The organism is Acinetobacter sp. CIP 64.2 (assembly GCF_000369645.1).
Lineage (GTDB): Bacteria > Pseudomonadota > Gammaproteobacteria > Pseudomonadales > Moraxellaceae > Acinetobacter.
On the sequence record NZ_KB850122.1, the window covers coordinates 818,883 to 844,488 of the forward strand.

The 25,606-nt window shown below is 41.7% G+C and carries 19 protein-coding genes, 3 pseudogenes and 1 other annotated feature; of the genes and pseudogenes, 12 read left to right on the forward strand and 10 right to left on the reverse strand.

What is annotated here, in order from left to right; all coding sequences use genetic code 11:
• Nucleotides 1-19 precede the first annotated feature (19 nt).
• Nucleotides 20-994 carry a metal-dependent hydrolase gene (locus F895_RS07260; protein WP_005242058.1) on the reverse strand — a complete coding sequence of 325 codons (975 nt, stop codon included), beginning with the start codon at nt 992-994 and terminating at the stop codon, nt 20-22.
• A gap of 280 nt (nt 995-1,274) precedes the next feature.
• The gene (locus tag F895_RS07255) at nt 1,275-2,234 is read right to left on the reverse strand and encodes a metal-dependent hydrolase (protein ID WP_005242059.1); all 960 of its coding nucleotides are present in this window, start codon (nt 2,232-2,234) and stop codon (nt 1,275-1,277) included.
• A 485-nt stretch (nt 2,235-2,719) separates the two neighbouring features.
• Between F895_RS07255 and F895_RS07250 the strand changes: the two genes are divergently transcribed.
• A complete protein-coding gene (locus F895_RS07250; protein ID WP_005242061.1) occupies nt 2,720-3,337 on the forward strand; it encodes a TetR/AcrR family transcriptional regulator in 618 nt (205 codons plus the stop codon).
• Here F895_RS07250 and adeS read toward each other — a convergent pair.
• Together adeS and adeR are read right to left on the reverse strand one after the other, a co-directional pair.
• Nucleotides 3,321-4,397, reverse strand: a complete 1,077-nt coding sequence (gene adeS / locus F895_RS07245; protein WP_005242064.1) for a two-component sensor histidine kinase AdeS — start codon at nt 4,395-4,397, stop codon at nt 3,321-3,323. The two genes, F895_RS07250 and adeS, sit on opposite strands and share 17 nt — an antisense overlap.
• Before the next feature lie 44 nt (nt 4,398-4,441).
• The gene (adeR, locus tag F895_RS07240; protein WP_005242067.1) at nt 4,442-5,173 is read right to left on the reverse strand and encodes an efflux system response regulator transcription factor AdeR; all 732 of its coding nucleotides are present in this window, start codon (nt 5,171-5,173) and stop codon (nt 4,442-4,444) included.
• A 143-nt stretch (nt 5,174-5,316) separates the two neighbouring features.
• On the opposite strand from adeR, the gene F895_RS07235 reads away from it, so the two are divergent.
• From F895_RS07235 to F895_RS07225, 4 genes and pseudogenes are all read left to right on the forward strand, one after another.
• Nucleotides 5,317-6,462 (forward strand): efflux RND transporter periplasmic adaptor subunit, encoded by a 1,146-nt coding sequence (locus F895_RS07235; protein WP_005242070.1) that lies wholly within the window; start codon nt 5,317-5,319, stop codon nt 6,460-6,462.
• Nucleotides 6,462-9,572, forward strand: a complete 3,111-nt coding sequence (locus F895_RS07230) for an efflux RND transporter permease subunit (protein WP_005242071.1) — start codon at nt 6,462-6,464, stop codon at nt 9,570-9,572. Before F895_RS07235 ends, F895_RS07230 begins: the two co-directional genes overlap by 1 nt.
• 78 nt (nt 9,573-9,650) lie before the next feature.
• Nucleotides 9,651-11,046 (forward strand): annotated as a pseudogene (gene adeC / locus F895_RS0118995) (AdeC/AdeK/OprM family multidrug efflux complex outer membrane factor).
• 85 nt (nt 11,047-11,131) lie between these two features.
• Nucleotides 11,132-11,530 (forward strand): acyl-CoA thioesterase, encoded by a 399-nt coding sequence (locus tag F895_RS07225; protein ID WP_005242075.1) that lies wholly within the window; start codon nt 11,132-11,134, stop codon nt 11,528-11,530.
• Between the two features lie 41 nt (nt 11,531-11,571).
• Here the strand turns inward: F895_RS07225 and F895_RS07220 are convergent, their stop codons facing one another.
• The 5 genes from F895_RS07220 to F895_RS07205 form a co-directional block, all read right to left on the reverse strand.
• On the reverse strand, nt 11,572-12,513 hold the full coding sequence (locus F895_RS07220; RefSeq protein WP_005242082.1) for a Dyp-type peroxidase: 942 nt from the start codon (nt 12,511-12,513) through the stop codon (nt 11,572-11,574).
• Nucleotides 12,514-12,597: 84 nt separating this feature from the next.
• The gene (fdhD, locus tag F895_RS07215) at nt 12,598-13,386 is read right to left on the reverse strand and encodes a formate dehydrogenase accessory sulfurtransferase FdhD (protein WP_005242084.1); all 789 of its coding nucleotides are present in this window, start codon (nt 13,384-13,386) and stop codon (nt 12,598-12,600) included.
• A gap of 37 nt (nt 13,387-13,423) precedes the next feature.
• Complete coding sequence (locus F895_RS07210) at nt 13,424-15,832, reverse strand: FdhF/YdeP family oxidoreductase (RefSeq protein ID WP_005242086.1); 2,409 nt, start codon at nt 15,830-15,832, stop codon at nt 13,424-13,426.
• Nucleotides 15,833-16,038: 206 nt separating this feature from the next.
• Complete coding sequence (locus F895_RS20070) at nt 16,039-16,212, reverse strand: cbb3-type cytochrome oxidase assembly protein (protein WP_005242087.1); 174 nt, start codon at nt 16,210-16,212, stop codon at nt 16,039-16,041.
• Nucleotides 16,213-16,254: 42 nt separating this feature from the next.
• Nucleotides 16,255-17,073, reverse strand: coding sequence for a hypothetical protein (locus F895_RS07205; RefSeq protein WP_010590044.1), 819 nt, complete (start codon nt 17,071-17,073; stop codon nt 16,255-16,257).
• 356 nt (nt 17,074-17,429) lie between these two features.
• On the opposite strand from F895_RS07205, the gene F895_RS07200 reads away from it, so the two are divergent.
• The 5 genes and pseudogenes from F895_RS07200 to F895_RS07175 form a co-directional block, all read left to right on the forward strand.
• A complete protein-coding gene (locus tag F895_RS07200) occupies nt 17,430-18,881 on the forward strand; it encodes a cytochrome ubiquinol oxidase subunit I (protein WP_005242090.1) in 1,452 nt (483 codons plus the stop codon).
• Nucleotides 18,874-19,878: a cytochrome d ubiquinol oxidase subunit II gene (cydB, locus tag F895_RS07195; protein WP_005242093.1), complete on the forward strand. Its 1,005-nt coding sequence runs from the start codon at nt 18,874-18,876 to the stop codon at nt 19,876-19,878. The genes F895_RS07200 and cydB overlap by 8 nt, the downstream gene beginning before the upstream one ends.
• Before the next feature lie 196 nt (nt 19,879-20,074).
• Nucleotides 20,075-20,326, forward strand: a pseudogene (locus F895_RS07190) (GntR family transcriptional regulator); the annotation flags it as partial.
• A gap of 52 nt (nt 20,327-20,378) precedes the next feature.
• Nucleotides 20,379-21,598, forward strand: a protein-coding gene (locus F895_RS07180) for an IS3 family transposase (protein WP_107114716.1) whose coding sequence is annotated in 2 segments (ribosomal slippage) — nt 20,379-20,655 and nt 20,655-21,598 — 1,221 coding nt in all. Because the reading frame shifts where the segments join, the coding sequence is not laid out codon by codon here.
• Nucleotides 20,654-20,770 (forward strand) — a sequence feature (AL1L pseudoknot). It overlaps the preceding gene by 117 nt.
• A gap of 31 nt (nt 21,599-21,629) precedes the next feature.
• Nucleotides 21,630-22,817, forward strand: a pseudogene (locus tag F895_RS07175) (PLP-dependent aminotransferase family protein); the annotation flags it as partial.
• Here the strand turns inward: F895_RS07175 and F895_RS07170 are convergent.
• On the reverse strand, nt 22,778-23,860 hold the full coding sequence (locus F895_RS07170) for an AraC family transcriptional regulator (protein ID WP_005242099.1): 1,083 nt from the start codon (nt 23,858-23,860) through the stop codon (nt 22,778-22,780). The pseudogene F895_RS07175 and the gene F895_RS07170 sit on opposite strands and share 40 nt — an antisense overlap.
• Before the next feature lie 119 nt (nt 23,861-23,979).
• On the opposite strand from F895_RS07170, the gene F895_RS07165 reads away from it, so the two are divergent.
• Complete coding sequence (locus F895_RS07165; protein WP_005242101.1) at nt 23,980-24,696, forward strand: enoyl-CoA hydratase/isomerase family protein; 717 nt, start codon at nt 23,980-23,982, stop codon at nt 24,694-24,696.
• Nucleotides 24,697-24,732: 36 nt separating this feature from the next.
• Entirely contained in the window at nt 24,733-25,560 is an 828-nt protein-coding gene (locus F895_RS07160; RefSeq protein ID WP_005242103.1) for an SDR family oxidoreductase, read from the forward strand.
• Nucleotides 25,561-25,606 lie beyond the last annotated feature (46 nt).

Here is a 25,606-nt window from a genome sequence, read left to right on the forward strand (position 1 = left end):
TTATTTTCCAGCGATCTTGTTATGCAGAAGCTGCACGTACAGGTGGTACAAACTCTTTAAGGAAATAAGGCGTTAATAAGCCTGTTTCAGGGTTTAATAACCGCTCTTTGTAATAGGCCATATAAGCAGTGGTATCATGGTCGTTGGGATGAAAGCTTGGACGTAGATATTCCAGAATATGCATGAAACTGCTGCCAAATACCCCACGTTCACTGCCAAATAACAACGCAGTGCTTTCCACAATATCTTTCATATAGCGTGGATTAACCAAATTGCTGGGTTTACGCACGAATGGCATCAGATATCCTCCCAATGACACCCCGCCAAGAATCGTTAAACTTGCTAACAAGAAGCCTGTAATTCTGAGCCAATAATTACCTGATAACTCAAGGAAGACATCATAAGCAATGTCTTTATGTTCAGATTCTTCCAGCATGTGCCACATCCACATAGCGCGCTGCCGTTCATCTTGCGAACCCAGCAAGTAGTATTCATGTTGCATCATAAATTCAGCAAGTACGGCAGTGTAATGTTCAATCCCGGCCATTAATGAAAGCTGTAAAGATTGCGGTAGCTTGTAGATACCATATTCAAATACTTTATCGGCAATGGCTCGTAGCAACTCAACGGGATAGCCATTTTCCTTTAGTACTTCATCATTAAATTGATTATGGATTTTTGAATGAATCGCTTCTTGTCCAATCAGTGAAGTCAGTCTTTGTTTTAAAATCGGGTCTTCAATAAAATCACGATGATGACGTGCAGTATCGATGACCACATCTTCTCCAAAGGTTAAGAAGATGGATAAAGCATGAAAATAGGAGGTTGCTAACTCTTTATTTAAAAAAAACTTTTCATCCAATTCATTTGGATTGAACTTAAAATCAAAATGACGTATTGGAATCGGTGATTTACTCGCAAGGTTCTGAACGATCCCTTGATATTTGGTACTGAGTTTGTCTGAGAAGACATTGCGAAGAACTTGAGCGACCATGTCTTAATTCCTATAGGGAGAGTAAAATAAAATCAAACAGCAATGCATCCATCAAAAATCGTAAAGTTGTCTATAAGATTATTTCTGCAACTTTAACAACTTCGATTCTTAAACGTTAAGTTGGGATGCATCACCCCATACACGGGTCAGTTGAGAATGGTTATTTGCATAGTGCATGAGCGAAATAACGGCAACAAGAACCAAACTGCTCATCACACGCTGAGCTTTTTTGCCAACTCAGCGCGCAATAACAGATATACTGTGCATACATCATTCAGCCTTATGCGGCTTGTACCTTTGGCGTAAATTCCTTCACAAAGAATGGATATAAGGCGCCACCTTCTGATAGAAGTTTCTTTTCGTAATATTCAAAATATGCAGATGCATCATGATCATTCGGATGGAAATCGGTACGTAAATAATCAAAAATACGACCTTGGGTACTACCAAATACACCATCCTTCGGACTAAAGATCAGCTTGACACCACGACGTGCATCTTTCCAGAATTTCGAAGTCAGCATTTCTTGTGGTTTACGTAAGATTGGCACCATGGTTGCCGAAAATGGAATCAATCCCAGAATGGTGAAATAGGCAAGCAAGAAACCCGAAATCCGTAAGGCATAATTACCATTGAGAGTTTGATACACATCATAGGCAACATCTTTATGCTCAGACTCTTCCAGCATATGCCACATCCATAAAGCACGTGTTTTGGCATCATCAGAGAAATAGAAGTTCTGTTCATGCGCCATCATGTATTCCGCCAATACCGCAGTAAAATGCTCGATCCCAGCCATCAATGAGAGCTTGAGCGGTTGAGGAAATTTTAAGAAAATGTAATCAAAGAATTTTTCACCCAAGAAACGATAAAGTCTGACTGGATAATCAAGCTCAACAATTGCATCATTAAACTCATTATGTAGTTTTGAGTGAATTGCTTCCTGACCAATCAATGAAGTGACGCGTTGTTTTAAAATCGGATCTTTCAGTTGATCACGATGATGGCGAGCGGTTTCAATCACCAAATCTTCACCATAGGTCAGAAACACTGAAAGTGTTGCGAAAAAAATCGTTGCGAATTGATTGTTCATATAAAATGATAGATCAACTTGTTTGCCTTCAAATCCGATTGCCAAGTGGCGAATTGGAATTGTTTTTTTACTCGCAAAATCGATTTGCTCAGTTATCGGGTTCGATTTAAATAGATTTAAACCTTTCTTCAATGTGCTGCTAATCATGGCTACACCTACCTACTGCACTTGAGCGTCATTTGCCCTTTTATCTTTGCGTCTGGTTCATCTCTTTTTCGCATCTCCATATTTCAGGAAGGTACGAAAAAATATTCGGGAGATTTTTCAGAACCATTTCTTCGTATGAGACAACTGTAAACCGATCTTATGTTCGGATTCAATTCGGGTAATTTTTACACTGATTTATAAATATTTTCTCGATCAGCCTTAAAGCAATCTTTGCTTTAAAAGCTACATACTTTATTAAAAAATAATTTATTTTTAATAATTATCAATAAATTAAAACAATTTAAAAAATTAATATTTTCTAAAAAATGAATTGATGTATTTCATAAATACTTATTTATTACATCCTAAAGAACACATATTAAAAACCTGTAATTTTACTTGTTCGGATTAATGAACTAATCCTTTTCACACATTGACCCACATGTTAATCTGACATTATGTTCGGATTTTAACAATAAGACTTCATGGCGACACGAAAACCACGTCAGTCACGTTCGAAAGTGACCGTAGACACGATTATTGAAGCAGGCTTTATTGCCGTTGCAACCAACGGTACCAGCGGCACCACTACACGACATATTGCAGACATTGCAGGTGTCAGTGTTGGATCTCTTTATGAATATTTTAAAAATAAAGAAGAAATTTATGATGCTATGGCAAGAACCTTTGTCAAAGAAGTCTTGGATATGGTGAAAGAGCTGACGCCCATCATGATCGAACAAGAGCTAGAGCCTTTATTCGAAATGATTTTCTATACATTTAGAGATTTACTGACTCGTGATGACGATCGTTATCTCATTTGTCTACGCTATGCGACTGAATTGAAATACGAAAGATATATTAGTCAGATTGAGATGGCACTGATGGAGGTGTTAATGAAATACATGATTCGTCATCCCCGCTATTTAAAAGTGAATAACCTCAGCGTAACTGCGTATATCAGTATTAACAGCAGTATTTTCAACGTTGCCCGTCACTTAACCCTGCCCAACCCGCAAATCAGCTTTGATGAAATGGTAAAGGGCCTCAGTACCATGATTATCAGTTATATTGAGGCCGAATTGGCTAAGGCTGGGGCTTAGCAGGAAGTTTGATTCTGAACACGCTGTTCTGTTGTGGATTAAGGTACTCAATAGAGCCCTTGTGCGCAATAACGATGGCATGAACAACCGCCAAACCCAATCCCGTTCCCCCAAATTCTTTATTTCTGGACTGTTCTAATCTAAAGAAAGGATTAAATAAGTCTTGCTGGTATTGCTCTGCAATACCCGGCCCTTGATCTTCAATTTGCAGCACCCATTCTTGGGCGATCAGAAGCGAAGAAATTTTCAGTTTTCCCGCATTGGCATAGCGAATCGCATTATCAATCAATGCCATAAAAACTTGTTCAATACGACGCTGGTCACAATGGACTGGTGTCGTTGACATCTCAAGTACAGGTTCTAATCCTGCTTGCTGTAAACGATGTTCAAACAGTTTCAATACGTTATCTGCAAGCACTTTTAGATCAACAGCTTCATAATGTAATCTGAGTTGCTGATTCTCAACAAGACTTAAAGTCCGCAAATCCTCCACCAGATGTGACAGTCCTTCCACTTGTCCTAACAAACTTTTAAATAAAGCTTCATCAGGTTTAAATACACCATCAAGAACACCTTGTAAACGCCCTTGTAAAATAGTGATGGGAGTTCTTAATTCATGGGCGATTGCGGCATTCCACACCTGAGCATTTTCCACTGAACTTTCTAATTTTTTCGCCATATTATTAAAATTATGCATCAGTTCAGAAATTTCAGCAGAGTGAATCTGACTGTCATCTGCTCTGGCTGAAAGATCTCCCTGACTAATTTTTTGGGCAGCTTCCGCCAGATAATTAATCGGTTTAATAAAGCGTTGAGCAAGGTGCATACCGATGATCAAGGAAATCACCGCGCCACAAAAAATGACCGTCGATAACCAAATCCAGTCAACAAAATGGAATTCAGTCCAGTCCCCCTGTAAAGAGCTTAGCGTAATCCAGCCTGCATCAATGGCATAGTTATAAATAAAATAGCCAAGCAGGATAGAAAAAAGTGTCACGCTTAAGTTCACAATACTTAAGGCAATAAAGAGCTGTTTACTAATACCTGACTTGTTTTTCATCTCAATTTTCCAGATGGGTTCTTTTGAGTATTTATAATTAAGGCTTATGCATCTTGTGGATGATCAAGTCGATAACCCACCCCTCGCACATTGATTAACATCTGTTGCAAACCGTGTTCTTCCAGTTTTTTTCTCAGCTTACTTACATGGCTGTCGACTGTGCGTTCCAAAGCATCACTATCTGACAGGCAGTGATTTAAAAGCTCACCTCGCGTAAAAACTTTATGTGGATGATCAATCATTTGCATTAATATTTTATATTCGGTCAGGGTAAGGCTAAGCATGACTTTTTTGTCTTGTTGATGAACATAGACACTATGAATATCGGTATTAATTTCGATGTTTTTATAGATGAGATTTTTGTTGATGGGTTGACTGTTTTGCTGAGCCCGTCTTAGCACAGCCTGTACGCGCGCAACGACCTCATTCGGATTAAAAGGCTTGACCACAAAGTCATCTGCACCAATTCTTAATGCCATGACCTTATCAATATCCTGATCAAGTGCAGTCAACATAATGACTGGGGTTTGCGCCTTTTGACGAATTTTATTGAGCACATCCCAACCATTCAGTTCAGGCAATTTAATATCGAGTAGAATTAAATCAATCGGTTGTGCAGCATGTGTTTCAATGGCTTGCTTACCATTCATGGCACGAATCACGCGCATACCTTCGCGTTTGAGATAGTGTTCGATAATATCGCCTATCTCATACTCATCCTCGACCACGAGAATCAACTTATCCTGACAATCAAAAGAAAAAGAATGCTCAAACATAACCATCTAGGCAAATAAAACAATCTATTCATCATACGATGATTTATCTGTAAATCTCCACACTTTTTCCATACTTCCCCGATGTTGGTTACACAAAGCTGGAAAATAATAGCAGCATCAAAAACTCCCAAGGTTTGGACAGAATGCAAAAGCATCTATTACTTCCATTATTTTTATCCATCGGGCTTGTATTACAAGGCTGTGGTTCTGAACAGGCGAAGCCCGCTGAGACGCCCCCAGCAAAAGTGAGTGTGTTAAATATTCAACCGCAATCTGTGAATTTTAGCGAAAACCTTCCTGCTCGCGTACAAGCATTCCGAACTGCTGAAATCCGACCTCAGGTGGGTGGCATTATTGAAAAAGTCTTATTCAGACAAGGCAGTGAAGTCAAAGCTGGACAAGCATTGTATAAAATTAATGCAGAGACCTTCCAGGCAGATGTAAATAGTAATCGTGCTTCACTCAACAAAGCTGAAGCTGAAGTGGCACGTTTAAAAGTTCAGTTAGAGCGCTATGAACAATTGCTACCAAGTAATGCAATCAGTAAACAAGAAGTCAGTAATGCACAGGCTGAATATCGTCAAGCCTTAGCAGATGTTGCACAGATGAAAGCTTTGCTCACTCGCCAAAACCTGAATCTGCAATATGCTACTGTTCGCGCTCCGATCTCGGGTCGTATCGGGCAATCATTTGTCACTGAAGGTGCATTGGTGAGTCAGGGTGATGCCAATACCATGGCAACCGTACAACAGATTGATAAAGTTTATGTCGATGTAAAACAGTCGATTAGTGAATATGAACATTTGCAAGCCGCATTACAAAGTGGTGAGTTAGCCGCCAATAATGAAAAAACCGTGCGGATTTCAAATAGCCACGGCAAACCTTATAACGTCACTGCCAAGATGCTGTTTGAAGATATCAATGTCGATCCAGAAACAGGTGATGTCACTATTCGAATTGAGGTGCAAAACCCAGAACGTAAACTTCTTCCAGGCATGTATGTACGTGTCAGCATTGACCGTGCTTCAGTTCCTCAAGCTTTACTGATTCCAGCCCAAGCGATTCAACGCAATATTAACGGCGATCCTCAAGTTTATGTGATCAATGCCAAAGGTTCAGCAGATATTCGTCCAGTTGAACTGGGACAACAATATGATCAGTTCTATATCGCCAATAAAGGCCTTAAAACAGGCGATAAAGTGGTTGTAGAAGGTGTTGAGCGTATTCAACCCAATCAAAAACTTGAAATAAGTCCGTGGAAAGTACCCGCAACATTAGGAGCTCAATGATGATGTCACAATTCTTCATTCGTCGCCCTGTATTTGCATGGGTGATTGCAATTTTTATTATTTTATTTGGGGTTCTAAGTATTCCCAAATTACCGATTGCCCGCTTTCCAAGTGTGGCACCGCCTCAAGTCAACATTACTGCGGTATATCCGGGTGCAACTCCTAAAACCATCAATGACAGCGTTGTGACTTTGATCGAACGGGAATTATCTGGGGTTAAAAACCTGCTTTACTATAGCGCGACTACAGATACCTCTGGTACGGCTCAGATTTCTGCGACCTTTAAACCAGGTACTGATGTTGAAATGGCTCAGGTCGATGTCCAAAACAAGATCAAGGCAGTTGAAGCACGTCTACCTCAAGTGGTTCGCCAACAAGGTTTGCAAGTAGAAGCCTCCTCATCTGGTTTCTTGATGTTGGTCGGTGTCAATTCTCCCAGTGGTCAGTATTCTGAAGTTGATCTCAGTGACTATTTAGTCCGTAATGTGGTGGAAGAACTGAAACGTGTTGAAGGTGTCGGTAAAGTCCAATCCTTCGGTGCTGAAAAAGCCATGCGGATCTGGGTTGATCCAAATAAACTGGTGTCCTATGGACTGTCGATTAGTGATGTCAACAATGCCATCCGTGAAAATAACGTCGAGATTGCGCCAGGTCGACTGGGAGACCTCCCTGCTGCCAAAGGTCAACTGATTACCGTTCCACTCTCGGCACAAGGCCAATTAGGGAATGTTGAACAGTTTAAAAATATCAGCCTTAAAAGTAAGACCAGTGGTAGTGTGATTAAACTGTCTGACGTTGCTAATGTGGAGATGGGTTCACAAGCCTATAACTTTGCAATTCTAGAAAATGGTAAACCTGCCACTGCTGCCGCGATTCAGCTTAGCCCAGGTGCCAATGCAGTAAAAACGGCTGAAGGCGTCAGAGCAAAAATTGAAGAATTAAAACTCAATTTACCTGAAGGCATGCAATTTAGTATTCCTTATGACACAGCGCCTTTCGTAAAAATTTCAATCGAAAAAGTGATTCATACCTTACTTGAAGCCATGGTTCTGGTTTTCATTGTAATGTATCTATTCCTGCATAATGTTCGCTATACCCTAATTCCAGCGATTGTTGCACCGATTGCTTTGTTGGGTACCTTTGCGGTGATGTTACTTGCAGGCTTCTCGATTAATGTGCTGACCATGTTTGGTATGGTGCTCGCGATCGGGATTATCGTCGACGATGCAATTGTAGTGGTGGAAAACGTCGAACGGATTATGGCAACTGAAGGTCTGCCACCGAAAGAAGCCACCTCCAAAGCCATGAAAGAAATCACCAGTCCAATTATTGGTATTACCTTAGTTCTAGCGGCGGTGTTTTTACCAATGGCTTTTGCCAGTGGTTCGGTCGGGATTATCTATCAACAATTCACCTTAACCATGTCAGTGTCCATTCTGTTCTCTGCGTTATTGGCATTGATCTTAACCCCTGCACTATGTGCCACGATTTTGAAACCAATCGATGGCCACCATCAAAAGAAAGGTTTCTTTGCGTGGTTTGATCGTAGCTTTGATAAAGTCACCAAAAAATATGAATTGATCCTGCTGAAAGTGGTCAAACATAGTATTCCAATGATGGCGATCTTTGCGGTGATTACAGGTCTTACCTTTGCAGGTATGAAATATTGGCCAACAGCATTCATGCCTGAAGAAGATCAAGGCTGGTTCATGACCTCATTCCAATTGCCTTCGGATGCAACTGCAGAAAGAACGCGAGGTGTGGTAAATGAGTTTGAAAACAGCTTAAAAGACAATCCAAATGTAAAAAGTAACACTACGATTATGGGTTGGGGCTTTAGTGGTGCTGGACAAAACGTTGCTGTCGCGTTCACGACACTGAATGATTTTAAAGACCGTACTGCAACTGCAACCGAGATGACCAACTCCGTCAATAAGACCATGGCACATAGCAAAGAAGGCGCGACCATGGCTGTACTTCCACCAGCTATTGATGAACTTGGGACTTTTGCCGGTTTCAGCTTACGTTTACAAGATCGAGCGAATTTAGGTATGCCTGCGCTTTTAGCTGCACAAGACCAGTTAATGCAAATGGCAGCCAAAAATAAGAAGTTCTATATGGTCTGGAATGAAGGCTTACCGCAAGGTGACAATATTTCTTTAAAAATTGACCGTGCTAAATTGAATGTTCTTGGTGTGAAATTCTCTGACGTTTCTGACATCATTTCAACATCAATGGGTTCGATGTATATCAATGACTTCCCAAATCAGGGTCGGATGCAACAAGTGATTGTGCAAGTTGATGCTAAATCCCGGATGCAATTAAAAGATATTTTGAATCTGAAAGTGATGGGTTCAAATGGACAATTGGTCTCTTTATCTGAAGTGGTCACACCGCAATGGAATAAAGCGCCACAGCAATATAACCGCTATAACGGCCGCCCATCATTAAGTATTGCAGGTATTCCAAACTTCGATACGTCATCAGGCGATGCCATGCGTGAAATGGAGAACCTGATTGCCAAATTACCAAAAGGCATCGGCTATGAATGGACCGGTATTTCATTGCAAGAAAAGCAATCTGAATCACAGATGGCTTTCTTACTTGCGCTCTCTATGCTGGTCGTATTTCTGGTTCTTGCTGCGCTTTATGAAAGTTGGGCCATTCCACTTTCAGTGATGCTGGTGGTGCCATTGGGTATTTTTGGTGCCGTGGTTGCGATTATGTCTCGTGGTTTAATGAATGATGTGTTCTTTAAAATTGGCCTGATTACCATTATCGGTTTATCGGCCAAGAATGCGATTCTGATTGTCGAATTTGCCAAGATGTTAAAAGAAGAAGGCATGAGTTTAATTGAGGCTACAGTTGCAGCAGCTAAACTTCGTTTGCGTCCGATTCTGATGACTTCGCTGGCCTTTACCTGTGGTGTGATTCCATTGGTCATTGCATCAGGTGCCAGTTCAGAAACACAGCATGCCTTAGGTACAGGTGTGTTTGGTGGCATGATTTCAGCCACGATTCTGGCGATCTTCTTTGTCCCCGTGTTCTTCATTTTCATTCTGGGTGCAGTTGAAAAGCTGTTTGCTTCGAAAAGCAAAAATCCATCTTAACTGACAATGGGCAGAGGAAATCAACCTGTTTCCTCTGCTCCTGCTCTGCTTTCATTTTTATATTATTTGGAGAAGACCATGTCTAAAACGACTGTCTTATCTCGTGGCCTGCTTGTTTCTACGCTTTCAATGGCCTTGACGGCATGTATGAATATGCAGGCACCCCAACCTGTGATCAAATCTGATATTCCACAAAATTTTACACAAACAGAAACTGGCTCTTCAATTGCCATTCAGGGCTATAAACAATTCTTTGCCGATGCACGTTTACTACAAGTGATTGATATCAGTTTAAATAACAATCGTGACTTACGTACTGCAACACTGAATATTCAGCGTGCGCAGCAACAATATCAAATCAGCAAGAATGACCAGTTCCCCACTATTGGTGCAAATGGCAGTGCAGTTCGACAGGTCAACCCTGCGGTGAACCCCAATAATCCTTACTCGACCTTTCAAGTGGGTCTTGGTGTGACCGCCTATGAACTGGATTTCTGGGGGCGTGTACAAAGTCTAAAAGATGCGGCACTGAATAATTACTTTGCCACGCAAAGTGCCCGAGAAGCCACTCAAATTAGTTTAGTCAGCCAAGTGAGCCAAGCATGGCTAGATTATGCCTTTGCACAAGCCAATTTAGACCTTGCAGAACAGACCTTAAAAGCACAACTGGATTCCTACAACCTCAACAAAAAACGCTTTGATGTCGGGATTGATAGTGAAGTCCCGCTACGTCAGGCACAGATTTCAGTTGAAACGGCCCGAAATGATGTGGCGACTTATAAGACACAAGTTTCACAAGCACAAAACTTACTTATTTGCAGGTCAAGCCATTCCGCAGAACCTCCTGCCCAATCGTGCACTCCAGCGCATTACCACGGAAACCAGATTTTCCACTGGCTTAAGCAGTGAATTACTGAATAATCGACCAGACCTCAAAGCTGCTGAATATCAACTTCGTGCCGCAGGTGCCAATATTGGCGCAGCCAAAGCACGTTTGTTCCCAACCATTAGCCTGACTGGATCAGCGGGATACGCTTCGAGCGATCTGAAAGATTTATTTAAGTCGGGTGGTTTTTCTTGGTCAGTTGGCCCAAGTATTGATGTTCCGATTTTTGATTGGGGCACCCGTAAAGCCAATATTAAAATTGCAGAAACTGAGCAAAAAATTGCCTTGTCTGATTATGAAAAAGCCATTCAATCTGCTTTCCGCGAGGTCAATGATGCACTTGCTGCGCATGCCCATATTGAAGAACGTTTAAGTGCACAACGCCGTTTGGTCTCAGCAACCGATACGACCTATAAATTATCTACGGCTCGGTTTAGAGCGGGTATTGATAGTTATTTAACAGTTTTGGACGCACAACGTTCTGCATATGCAGCCCAACAAGGTTTATTGATGCTGGAACAAACCAAATTGAATAATCAGATCGAATTGTATAAAGCGCTCGGTGGTGGTTTTTCTCAGGATTCGTAAACGCTTAAGTCTATTATTTGGGCTGATTTTTACAGACTCAGCCCTTATAGTATTTAGGTTTAAATAAGAAAATAATTGCTTAATTATGTTTACACTTTCGATTACACCAAGATTCTATGAAACCGATGCATTCGGACATATCAACAATACCGTGATTACAGGCTGGTTTGAAACTGCACGCGAACCCGTTTTTCGTCTCTTTAATCCAAGTATGGAAATCAAAAATCTGCCTTTGATTCTGGCACGTGTCGAAGTCGATTTTGTGGCGCAGATTTATTATGGTGCGGATATTGAAATCAAAACCTGGATTGAGCATATCGGCAATTCTTCATTCATTGTTGCGCATGAAGCTTGGCAAAATGATCATTGTGTCGCGCGTGGCAAAGCTGTTCAGGTATATTTTGATTTCAGTACACAAAAATCGGAGCGTATTCCAGATCAATTCCGCACTCAATTACAACACTATCTCATTGCAGCATCATGATGTTCAGCTGAAATGAAATATTCCATTTCAGCTGATTTAATTTATTCACCCAAATCTTCGAGAAAGTCAAAGGTAGGCACAAAGAATAAACTGCCTGAAACAGGTGTACTAAAATCTAATAAACGATCAACATGTCCTGTTTCCTTACCCAAGAACATATTTTCAAGCATGGTTTGGGTAATGTTAAACGAGCGTGAGTAACCAATAAAGAAGGTACCGTACTCTCCTTCGGTTGGATTGGAAAATGGCATATTGGCTCTTAAAATTTTGAGTTCATTGCCCTCAGCATCATGTGCCTTACTGGCCACATTATGTGCGCTTTGCGGTTTTACATCATCACCAAGTTCCACGTCATCATATTTCTTACGACCAATCACCTTTTCTTGCTCTTCGGTGGTTAAGCCTTTCCACATCTCCATGTTATGCAGATATTTTTGAATAAAGACATAGCTGCCGCCAAGAAACTCGGCATCTTCTTCCCCTACATAGGCAATCTCTTTGGCAATTTCATGTTCAGGGTTCTCTGTCCCGTCCACAAAGCCAATAATGGCACGACCATCGAAGTAACGGAAACCTTTGGTTTCGCTGATCGAATAGGTATCGTCTTTGAGTTGTTCATGCAGAATTGCCGCTAACTCATAGCAAATTGCCATTTGATTCGCTCGAATATGGAAGAACAAATCACCTGCCGTTGCGACTGCGGTATGTCTTGGTCCTTTAATTTCTTGAAATGGCGCCAGCTCTTTCGGTTTATTCAGCTCTGGAAAAAGTAAATCCCAAGCATGAGAACCAATACCAACCGAAGCACTAAAATTACCATGAGGAAAACGGTTGGTCAGGCTTCGAACCAATGCAGAAAAATTGGCCAGAAAATCGATTACACCCGAATGATCAGGTTGGGTATTGATTCCAAGCACAATAAATAAGGCATTCTCACCCGAAAGATTATTGATAACAGGTTGATATCTTAAAGGAACATTCATAATTTTTAGGAATAGAAGAACTTAGTGCTCATATCCTACACAATTCAAACCATGAGTCAGCAGCATAATCACAAATTTTTACTATTATTCGGTATATAAAACAAAGCTATCTCCCCGACAGAAACTGGCTAAAGTCAGATTCGATTGCTTTGCCATTGTGATGGCCATACTGGTCGGTGCAGAAATGGTTGCCAGTAAAGCAATATTGGATTGTGCGCACTTACGAATCAGTTCATAACTGGCACGACTGGTCATCACCACAAAACCATCGGCAACATTGAACTTTTGCTCCGCCAGATAACCCAATAGCTTATCTAAAGCATTGTGCCGTCCAACATCTTCAAATAACGCTACGATTTGCCCTTTCACCACCCATGCTGCCGCATGTGCACCACCCGTGAGCGCAGTAATTTTTTGTCTGACTTTGAGTTGGGCAATTGCATTGGGAATCTGATTTAACCATGTTGATGGCACTTGAGTACTGACCACAGGTAAATCAGCATAAAGTTGTTTTAAACTTTCAATCCCGCAAAGACCGCAGCCTGTGCGTCCCACCATCATACGCCGATGCTCTTTTAATGCGACAAAAGCACGGGTTGAAATGGTCATATCGACTTCAACCCCCAATTCATTTTGACGGATGTCGAGTGAATACAGTTCGCTTAAACTATGTAGAATTCCTTCAGACAGACTAAAGCCTTTGGCAAATACCTCAAGATCTGACGGCGTCGCCATCATCACTGCATGAGAGATGCCGTTATAGACCAAGGCAACAGGATATTCCTGCACAATATAGTCTATTTCATTTTCAGAACGATCATGATTGAAACGATGCACTTGCACCGTTTCGTAGCCTCGTGTTTTTGTGTCCACGCCTTACCTCTTTTACATCCAGATTGATGCCCATAAACTATGCGTTACTGACGCGTTCATTGGCATGCTCAGGATCAACTTCCACATTCAAATTGAAATGCGCGGGGGCATTACCGGCATGTAGAATCACAGGAATGCTTTTTGATGCTGGGATTTTGGCATATTTATCATGGCTGCCCAAAGCCACCAATGGATTGGTTTCAGGATAATAGGCCGCCAGACTGCCTTGCGGAATGTTATACGGCACTATACGGAAACTATGTACAATCCGTTTCACACCATCCGAGAACACACTTTCGATATCGACCCACTGATCTGCCACGAAGCCTGCTGCATCAATGTCCGCCTGATTCATAAACAGAACCCGACGCTGTCCGAATACACCGCGGTAGCGATCATCCAAACCATACAAGGTGGTGTTATATTGGTCATGCGAACGTGTGGTCATCAGCGTATAGACTTGCTGCTCCGTATAAGCCGCAGCATACTGATTTTCCTTGTCCTCATAAACTTCTGTTAATGGCGTAATTAAAAACTGGGCTTTGCCACTTGGCGTATGCCAAACATGTTGATTGGCAGGATGCTCTAAATGGAAACCGCTCGGTTGATAAACCCGTTGGTTGAAATCATGAAATTCATCAAAAACATCGGCAATAGAGTCGCGAATACGATCATAACTTTCAATATACCAACGCCATTTTACTGCACTGTCAGGCAGAGCTGCTTCCGCCATACGCGCCACAATATCGGGCTCGGATAAGATATTTTCTGAAATTGGCGGATTGCGACCTGCAGACAGATGCACATTACTCATTGAGTCTTCGACTGAAATTGCTTGAGGTCCATGCAGTTGCATATCCACTTCGGTCCGTCCCAAACACGGCAACATTAAGGCTGTCTTGCCACAGACGAGATGGCTACGATTCAACTTGGTGGTAATGTTAACGGTCAAATCACAACGGCGTAATGCCTCTTGAGTATAGGGCGTATCAGGTGTGGCAACCGCAAAGTTTCCACCCAAACCAATAAAGACTTTGACCTCGCCTTCATACATCGCCTTAATGGTATCCACCACTCCAAAACCATGTTTACGCGGTGACTTGATACCAAAAACCCGATCAATACTGTCCAGCAAGGCTTCGCTTGGATTTTCATTGATGCCCATGGTTCGGTCACCCTGCACATTACTATGCCCCCTGACTGGACACAGACCTGCCCCCGGACGACCAATATGGCCACGTGCCAGCATCAGGTTTGCCAGCATATGAATATTGGCTGTCCCGTGACGGTGCTGGGTAATCCCCATCCCCCAACAGAAAATGGCAGTTTTCGCATCCAGATACATCTTGGCAATTGACTCTAAATGTTCAGGTGACAGTCCCGTATGTTTATGAATCTGTGACCATTCTGTGCCATCGATCTCAGCCAGCATTTCATCAAAACCAATGGTATTCATCTCAATAAAACTGCGATCAAAAACACTCGGTTTCCCTTTTGCCAAAGCTTTTTTATCCCATTCCGATAAATGCTTCATCACCCCAAACATTAGTGCATAATCACCACCAATTTTGGGCTGAAAATAATAACGGCTGATTGGGGTACTGCCATTGGTCATCATTTCCAGTGGCGCTTGCGGATCTTGGAAGCGTTCTAGTCCACGCTCTTTGATCGGGTTAATGGCAACAATATTACCGCCTCTTCGAGAGACCTCTCTCAAGGTTGCTAACATCCGTGGATGATTAGTGCCCGGATTATGCCCAAAACTAAAAATAGCATCGGCCTGATCAAAATCATCCAGAATCACGGTGCCTTTGCCTAAACCTATCGCATCTTTTAAACCGACACTGGTGGTTTCATGACACATATTGGAACAGTCTGGAAAATTGTTGGTACCAAAGCTGCGAACAAAAAGTTGATACAGAAATGCAGCTTCATTACTGGCACGCCCTGAAGTATAAAAGGCTGCTTGATCTGGATGATCCAGCGCCTGCAAATGCTGAGCAATCAGCTGAAAAGCATCATCCCAAGAAATCGGTACATATTTATCCGAAACAGGGTCATAACGCATTGGATCGGTTAAACGCCCGAGGTCTTCTAGATAGAAATCATTTTGTTCAGCCAGCCAACTCACCGTATGTTGCGCAAAGAACTCAGGCGTAACCGTTTTACTGGTTGCTTCAAAAGCAACGGCTTTGGCGCCGTTTTCGCAGAAGTTAAAGGCATGCGCATCTTTTTTCTCAGGCCATGCACAACCTGGACAATCAAAGCCTGTGGGTTGATTAATATTGAGTAAGGTGATTGAACCCTTTTTTAAAACATCCTGCCTTTTGAGGTTTCGGGCAACACTTAACAATGCACCCCATCCACCTGCAGGTTGGGTATAGGGTTCAATTCTTGCAAAACTGGTATTTTCTTGCTTATGTATAGGTTGTTCTGAGTTATCCATTATGTTGCCCTCATCTGAGCTATTCTTAACATTTGCTACAGATAGGATTAACATGAATTGTGCTTCTTTTCTATTCTTGATTTGTCTTATTCTATTAATAAAAAATCTGCGAACTTCATTCAAAAGTAATAAAAAAACTTACTGGTGCGTGCTCTAAGCACCAGTAAGTGAGAAAAACCGCGACATGGTATTTGCTTGTATATCCATTATTTACTGACAGGCTGAGTATGTTGAGCTTGGGTACTATTTTGCTTTTGTTGAGAAGGCATATAGTCAGGCTGATTACTCACTGCCAGAAAGAAAAACACCAGAAATAAACAACCCAATAAAATACTGATGCCAACGGCAAGGTAGGGAAACTTCGATTGTTCTTGAGACATCGCTCTACTCCTATTCAAATATTAAAATTCAATTCGATGCCATCACATTGTGGACAACGCTTTAAAACTGGTACCATTCTGAATGCGGGTTTGCGTATACTCAGCATAGACTGATAGCTTTTCAAAAATGTGCTCTGAATAGAACATATCTTCAATTAAATGTGCTGCTTGAGCTAGACTAAAATGACCAATTTGTGCAATCACTTGGGCATTCAGCTGTGCAAATAAGGTACAAACTTTTTTGTGCCATTCATCTTTGTTTTTAAATAGCAACTTTCGCGTATTGATCAATTCATCATCCAGCATGCTTTCAGTGCTATCCGCATCAATCACATCAATTTTCACATCAAAATAATCTTCCAATATCTTTATCTGTTGGCGATCAATCGGCAAATGTGTGATCAGGAAGATATGAAAGATATCCGTTCGACACAACGCCTTGACCAGACAGCGAAATAAGAAATCTTCTTCACTTTTGGGTCGATCAACCAGATCAACATACAATTTCAGACTATGTAGTACTTCTTCGATTTTCAAACTAAGTTGTTTTTCGGCTTGATAATATTGCTTTAAAATCGACAAAACAGGCGCTGAAATTGGCGTCGTATAAATCACAGACTGATTTAAATTGGCAATAATAAATGGCGCGAATAAATAGCCGAGATTATTGTCATTTCCCATAATTTCAGCCTGTGCAATATAAGCGACCTTCTCTTTAGAAAACTCTCTCAGCACTTTTCCTCTTAGCAAGGTTGCTTCAAGATTTACATATTCAAGGCGTAGCTGTTCTTGTACTGATTGCGAAGGTGTACCGTCTTTAAACAGTCGAATCATCGCATTGAGTTCTTCGGTTACAAACATAGTCATACGCCATTCAGTCAAAAGTTTTGCTTAGACAACTTACAATGATTGATCAATATTCAAACACAATGCATCGTTGCTTATGCTATTTTGAATCAGGTCTAAACTGCTGAATAGCTACAGAGTTTGCTTAAAAAAATATAACAGATCATGCTAGAAGCACGTATCTGTTATAAAAAAACAAAAAGAAATTGTATCTACTTATATACAACAGAAGATTGGATGATGAATAAAACTTAAATTGCTTTGAAATATCCCAATACCGTTTTTAGGTTCTGCTTATTTTGATAAGGGTTTAAGTCCGTTCTTTCACATTTTCCTAGCGACTCGTTTCAGTCTGTTATAGGAGAGGATATATGGATCTCGGTCTCACGGCTTTAGAATTAGCCCGAATACAGTTTGCGTTTACTGTTTCATTTCACATTATCTTTCCCGCCACCTCGATTGGTCTGGCCTGTTTTCTTGCCATGCTGGAATGGAAATGGCTACGTACCCAAAACCCGATTTATAAAGATCTATTCAAATACTGGATTAAAATCTTTGCAGTTGCCTTTGGGATGGGTGTCGTTTCTGGCGTGGTGATGAGCTACCAGTTTGGGACTAACTGGAGCGAGTTTTCCCGCGTTGCTGGGAGTGTTACAGGCCCTCTACTCAGCTATGAGGTATTGAGTGCTTTCTTCTTGGAAGCAGGTTTCCTCGGCATCATGTTGTTTGGTTGGGGACGCGTTGGTCCCAAAGCACATTTCTTTGCCACCTTAATGGTTGCGATCGGCACCTGTATTTCCATGTTCTGGATTTTGTCCTCCAACAGCTGGATGCAAACGCCGCAAGGCTTTGCCATTGAAAATGGCATTATTGTGCCGACCGACTGGTGGGCGATTGTGTTCAACCCCTCCTTCCCTTATCGCTTTGCCCATATGGCAGCCGCTGCATTTTTAGTGTCTTCATTATTGGTGGTTGGTACGGCTGCATGGCATCTGATTAAAGGCCGACGCGATGAGTTGGTGAAAAAGTCCTTTTCCATGGGACTTTGGATGGTACTCGTCACTTCATGTTTGCAAGTGGTGATTGGTGACAATCATGGTTTAAATACCTTGAAGCATCAGCCTGCAAAATTAGCCGCTATCGAAGGGCACTGGGAAACCAATCATAATGAATCCATGCCACTGCTGTTATTTGCCATTCCCGATATGGATAGTGAAAAAAATCACTATGAAATTGGCATCCCTCATCTTGGTAGTCTGATTTTGACCCACTCTATGCAAGGTAAGGTTACAGGTTTAAAAGATTTCGCAGCTGAAGATCGTCCAAATGCGACCATTGTGTTCTGGAGTTTCCGTGTCATGGTCGGGCTTGGCATGTTAATGGTATTACTCTCTTTCATTGCCTTATGGCTACGGAAGAAAGGTAAACTATATGGTTCATCTTGGTTTCATAAATTCGCTTTTGTCATGGGTCCAACGGGCTATATCGCGCTACTTGCGGGTTGGGTCACAACTGAAGTCGGTCGTCAACCTTGGGTGGTGTATGGGGTAATGCGCACCAAAGATGGTTTATCGCATGCGGTCACTGCAGATCAAGTCGGCATCAGTCTGATTATCTTTGTGGTGGTGTATACCATCGTGTTTGGTAGCGGTATTTATTACATGTTGAAGCTACTGAAAAAAGGGCCTCAATTTGTAGATGCGATTGATCTTGAGCCTACAGGTCCCGGGCATTTCAAAACCCCGATGCGGCCTTTAAGTGCTGTCGATGAAAGTATTGATCAGCAAGACTCAAAACCAAATAAGGAGAAATACCATGATTGATTTATCTCTGATTTGGGTTGGCATTATCGGTCTTGGTGTCTTGATCTATGTCATTCTCGATGGCTTTGATCTCGGCATTGGTATTCTGTTCCCCTTTATCAAAAGCAGTGAAGAACGTGATGTGATGATGAATACCGTCGCACCTGTGTGGGATGGTAATGAAACATGGATGGTACTCGGTGGTGCTGGCCTATTCGCTGCCTTTCCACTGGTCTATTCAACGGTGCTTTCAGCCTTGTATATGCCGATTATCTTGATGGTAATTGCACTGATTTTCCGTGGTGTGGCCTTTGAATTTCGCTTTAAGGCCAATCGCACCAAGTATTTATGGGATCAAGCCTTTATTTGGGGATCAGTTCTCTCCAGCTTTCTGCAAGGCGTGATTCTGGGTGCCTATATTCAAGGCATTCAAACCACCAATGGTATTTTCTCTGGTTCAGGCTTGGACTGGCTGACTCCATTCGCTCTGTTTACAGGGCTGGGTGTGGTTGCGATGTATGCCGCTTTGGGCTGTGGCTGGCTAATTATGAAAACTGATCATGAGTTACAAGATCAGATGTATGGATTGATGCCTAAACTGATCATCTTGCTGTTTGCGGTCTTTGCAGGGGTGAGTCTATATACCCCACTCACCCATCCTGAAATTGCAGCACGTTGGTTTGCCTTGCCAAATCTACTGTACTTTAGCCCAGTGCCGATCTTGGTGTTATTGTTTACCTTCCTGATTTTAAAGGCATGTAAACAACGTCAGGATTTCAAGCCGTTTATCTATACCTTGGCCTTGGTATTTTTGGCCTTTACTGGATTTGTCATCAGTCTCTGGCCGAATATTATTCCGCCGTCCGTTACCATTTGGCAAGCAGCAGCACCACATTCCAGTCAAAAGTTTGCCTTGGTTGGAGCTGTCATTTTAATCCCGATCATTATTGGCTATACCATTCTTTCTTACTGGGTATTCAGAGATAAAGTACGGGTTGGAGATACGGGTTATCACTAAGGAGCAGCTTTGCATGAAAATAAAATCTCTGCATTTAAGCCAAACACAATGGTTTATAATCTTATGGTTAGTTGGTTTTTTTGCACTTGCCATAATTGCAGGTTTATTTAGACTGTTATTGATGTTTGCTTATTAAAAAAAGAGATGGAACAGCTGGCATAAAAGCTGTTCCATCTATACGGATTCACTTGAGTTTATGTATAAATCAGAACAGTTAGCACACCAGCTCAAACTTCTCATTGAGAATGGGTCATGGAAACCCCACACCAAACTGCCCTCTTTGCGTGAACAAGTACAACGCTCAGGCTTTAGCTTAATTACAGTGATGAATGCTTACCAAGAACTGGAAGCACAAGGGCTGATTTATTCCAAAGAAAAGTCAGGTTATTTTGTGGCTGAGCAAAATAATATTCAGATTCCGCAAGCCTATTCAGTGGTGTCTTTAAATCCTGAACCGTACCGGGTTTGTCGGAGACTCAATATTCTGAGAGACTATTCCGATGAAAAAACCAAACTATACCCCCGAAATTAGAGAAAGAGCGGTTCAATTACTAATTGAATCTGAAAAAGATTATCCATCGAATTGGGCAGCAGTTTCCGCAATTGCTCCTAAAATTGGCTGTACTCCTGAAACACTTCGTGTTTGGTATCAAAAATACTTAGATCAACAAAATCCCGCCAAAGTACAACAGGTATCTGACCAAGAAAAAATGAAGCAAATGGAACGTGAAATTAAAGAATTAAAACGTGCCAATGAAATTCTACGTAAAGCAGCCGCTTTTTTCGCCCAGGCGGAGCTCGACCGCCCACACAAATAATGGTGGATTTTATCCATAACAATAAGGCGTTATATGGTGTTGAAGCGATTTGTAGAATTTTACCGATTGCAGCTTCGACCTATTATCGGGCTTTAGATTTCGTTGATAACCCAGAACATCGAGCGAAACGTGCTCTGCATGATTTACATCATGCAGAGCAAATCAAACGTATTTGGAAAGAAAGTTCAGGTCGATATGGTGTACGTAAAGTTTGGCAAAAATTGAAACGTGAGGGTTATGTTATTGCACGTTGTACAGTTGCTCGATTGATGCAAAAGCTAGGTATACAAGGTGTTTGGCGTGGTAAGAATAAACAAACCACCCGTAGCCGAGATGATCAAAAACGAGCAGATGATTTAGTGAAACGGAATTTTAGTGCTGATCGACCTGACCAATTATGGGTCAGTGACTTTACGTATATTCAAACACATTCAGGCTGGGTCTATACCGCCTTTATTATTGATGTGTTCTCACGAGCAATTGTTGGATGGAAAGTATCTACACGGATGAATACAGATATGGTGCTCGATGCATTGGAGCAAGCATTGCACGATCGAGGCATGCCAAAGAATGTGATTCATCATTCCGATAGAGGTGTTCAATATCTTTCTATTCGCTATACCAATCGTTTAGATGCTGCAAATTTACGAGCATCAGTCGGTACGACAGGTGATTCATACGATAATGCTCTGGCTGAAACGGTGAATGGCTTATACAAAACAGAGGTGATTGAATATTTAAAAGCAGATTGGCAAGGTTTAGCAGATGTACAACTTGCGACACTAAACTGGGTAGATTGGTTCAATAAAAAGCGTGTACACAGTGCACTGGGTTATGTATCGCCTTTTGAGTTTGAAGCAATGTACTATGATAAGATTAACCCGTTAGGTCAGGTGGCCTAACTTAAATAAAAAAGTCTCCGACAAACCCGGTACGGTTCATCCAAAAATTGAAATCAACTCCTTGGTGTTTAAGTATCTTAAATCGATTCAGTCTAAACAGGTCAGCCCCCTAGGTTCGGCTTTTCCAGACAGTCAGTTGCTGTATCCACCCAAGCTGATTCAGATCATGGGACAGCTTTCCCGTAATCGACATAGTTATGATCAGACCACCAATCTACCGCCCGGAAATTTAGCCCTCCGAAAATTGATTGCGCAACGCTATTGTATGCAAGGGATTCCAACCGATGCCGATGACATTGTCATCACCTCTGGAGGGTTGGAAGCCCTCAATCTTTCCCTGCAAGCGATTACCCAACCGGGCGATTATATCTTGTTGCAGCAAACCATTTTCTATGGTGCATGGCAGGCGGCAGAACGTTTGGGCCTGAAAGTGATTACGCTGCCAGAACATCCACAGCATGGCTTTGATATTGAAGCCTTTGAACAGGTCATTAAAAGTTATCCGATCAAGGTCTGTTGGTTTATGTTGAATGCGCATAACCCGATTGGGTTTACCGTCAGCGATGAAATTAAATATAAAATTGCCAAATTGCTGCATGAGCATCAAATTCATTTGATTGAAGATGATGTCTATGAAGAGCTGTTTTATGGCAATCAAAAACCACTCCCAATGAAGTATTTTGATCAGCAGAATCTGGTGTTGCACTGCTCTTCTTTTTCCAAAACTTTAGGTTCAGGTTTTCGTATGGGTTGGGTCTATGCAGGTAAATTTTCCGAGCATATTCAGCATCTGCAATTGATGAGTACCATTTCTGCCAATGCGCTGATCCAGAATGCACTGGTAGAGTTCCTCTCTCATCATCATTATGAAAAGCATTTAAGAACGCTTAGACGGGCGTTGGAAAAGAATAAAAAGCAGTTCTTTCAATATCTGAAACAGCATCTGCCTAAAGACTGTAAGGTGTATAACTATCCAAGTGGCTATTTTCTCTGGATTCAACTGCCAGAAAAAGTCAGTAGCATGCAGGTGTATGAACAACTGATTCAGCAACAGGTGGGTGTTGCGCCAAGTCCGTTATTTAATGTACTGCCCTCACATCAACATTTTATTCGGATGAATTGTTCCTTTGAATGGACCGAACAGATTCAACATGCACTGGAACGCTTTATTCAAACCATTCAAAATGTGATGTTAGATGAATCAGTCTTGGACAAATAGCTTTTCCGATACTGACTCGGCGTTTCTCCAAACATCTTTTTAAAAGCACGGATAAAATTAGTGGCTTCTTCATAGCCCACCAGAGCTGCAACATCCTGAACACTGTATTGTGGCTGTTGCAATAATTTCTTGGCTTGACTAAAACGAACCTCCGCTAAAATCTGTAAGAAGGTGGTTCCTTGCGCCTGCAAATGCCGCTTGATAGTTCGCTCCGACATATTCAAGCGCTGTGCAATTATGGGCAAGGTTGGATAGGCATTGCCTGCCTTATAGAGCAGCTCGGAACGAATGCTTTTCTGTAGGTCACGCGTACTTTCTTTTAGCAATTTCAGTTTGTCATTTTCGCAATACAGCAGTGCTTGCTGAAAAGCAACTTGATCTGCATTCGAATTTTTACACTGTAGATAATGCTTAGGAAAACGTAGACCATTGCGTTGCTGATTAAATTGAATCTTGATCTGAGATAAATCGACACTTTTATAATTCTGTGAATCTGCCCAGTCGACAAAGACCTCACAATTTTCTGCAATTTTTTCAGAAAATAAACTGAGAAAATGAATGGCACCAAATAGTAAGCACTCAATTAAAAATGATCTTAATTGATCAGATTGTTCTGCTCCACCCAACTTTACAGGATGTACATCATCCAAATGCACATAGACAAAGTCGTTCTCGATGTGCCATTCAGGGGTGAAATTCTGGATGCGGGTACAGAAATATTGCTGGCAAAGGCTTAAAGCAGTTTCAACATCGGTACAGCTAAGAAATGCAAAACCTAACGCCCCATGCGACGTTGGGCGTAATTTAAAGCCATATTCAATGCCTAGACGTGGATTGTCCGTCAACTTTAAGGCATTCACCACCAGCTTCGACCATTGATGTGCACTCATTTTGGCATCGGCTTGTTTCATTTCTGCGAGCCTTAATCCCGTACCAGACAGAACTGTTTCAGTATCAACGGCATAGTCTTGCACAATTTCCAATAACAGATGTGCATAAGAAACAGAAATGGTTTCCTGAAACAATCCAAACGGATCTCGCATCGAACATCCACTGTCCTAAAATGATCATCAATATGGCATAGTCCCACCTATTGTGCGAGTGTTTTATTGGGAATAATGACTGTAATCAAAAAACTAACGCACTATCAGGAAGCGCTTCAATGACCACCATGACGCTTGATCAGCAGCAGTCTATTTATGTTCTCACCTTAACCAATGGCGATCAGGACAATGTCTTAAACCAAGATGTGCTGAATGAATATATCGAGATCTTTGATGAAATTGAGCGTGATTCGCATAACGCCTGTCTGGTGATTCAAAGTGATCACCCCAAGACCTTTTGTAATGGTCTAGACCTCGCTTGGCTAATGCAACAGTCTATGCAAGATAAAAAAGCCTTCACCTTACAACTGGAAAATATGCTGCTGCGTTTGGCCTTGCTCAATCTTCCTGTGATTGCTGAAATTAACGGTAATGCTTATGCAGGTGGTGCAATTTTGGCATCAGCCTGTGACTTTCGCTTGATGCGGGCAGACAAAGGACGCTTTTGTTTTCCCGAAGTCAAACTGACCATTCCCTTTACTGACTGTATTGCAGAAATTGTGCAACTCCTTCCCAATCAGCATGCGATTTGGGAAATGTCTTTAACAGGTAAATCTATGACTGGCCTCGAATGTTTAGATGCACAAGTGGTGCATCAAATTCACCCTGCCGAATCATTAAATCTGGAAGTATTTAAGTTTGCGGAAGAAATGTCACAAAAGCATCGCCTGACCTATGCCGTAATCAAACGCCAATTACGTCATCGGATTGTCGAGATTGCCAAGCAACGTCAGCTTTATCAGCCTGAAAAATTCGCTCACCCATTTATGATTTAATTCAACCCCAATAAAAATTAAAGACAGGACTTCACCATGAAAAATATGCAAGGAAAAACCATTTTTATTACGGGCGGTAGCCGAGGAATTGGCCGAGCCATTGCACTGAAAGCTGCACAGGCAGGTGCAAATGTGGTGATCGCTGCAAAAACCGAAGTCGAGACCGCTAAATTAACAGGCACAATTTATAGTGTCGCCGAAGAGATTGAGGCTGCGGGTGGTCATGCATTGCCACTGCTTTTAGATGTAAGAGATGAACAGCAGATTCATACTGCCATGCAACAAGCAGCCAAAAACTTTGGTGGTATTGATGTATTAATAAATAATGCAGGTGCAATTGCCCTCACCGGTGTGGAAGCCACTTCATTAAAACAATATGACCTGATTCAAAGCATTAATCACCGTGCCACCTTTATTTGTGCCCAAGCCGCCTTACCTTTTCTTAAACAAGCAGAGCATCCGCATATTCTGAGTCTATCACCACCTGTGAATATGTCACCGAAATGGTTGGGTATGCTCTCACCTTATGCATTGTCTAAATATGGTATGACCATTTTGACTTTGGGGATGGCAGAAGAATTTCGACACTATGGTATTTCTTGTAATACCCTGTGGCCTGACACCTATATCGCCACAGCAGCAGTTTCGAAAAACCTAGGTGAAGAAAATACGCGTCAATTGAGTCGTAAACCTGAGATCATGGCGGATGCAGCTTTTGCCATTTATAGTACAGTCAAAGGAGAGCTTACGGGACAGAGCTTGACAGATGAACAAGCGTTGGCGCGTATTGGTATAACTGATTTTGCTCAATATGCCTGTGTCAGCGGCAATACCCAATTACAGAAAGATTTCTTTTTAGATTAGCCATAGATAAAAAACGGCCTTAAAACATGCGTCTTAAGGTCGTTTC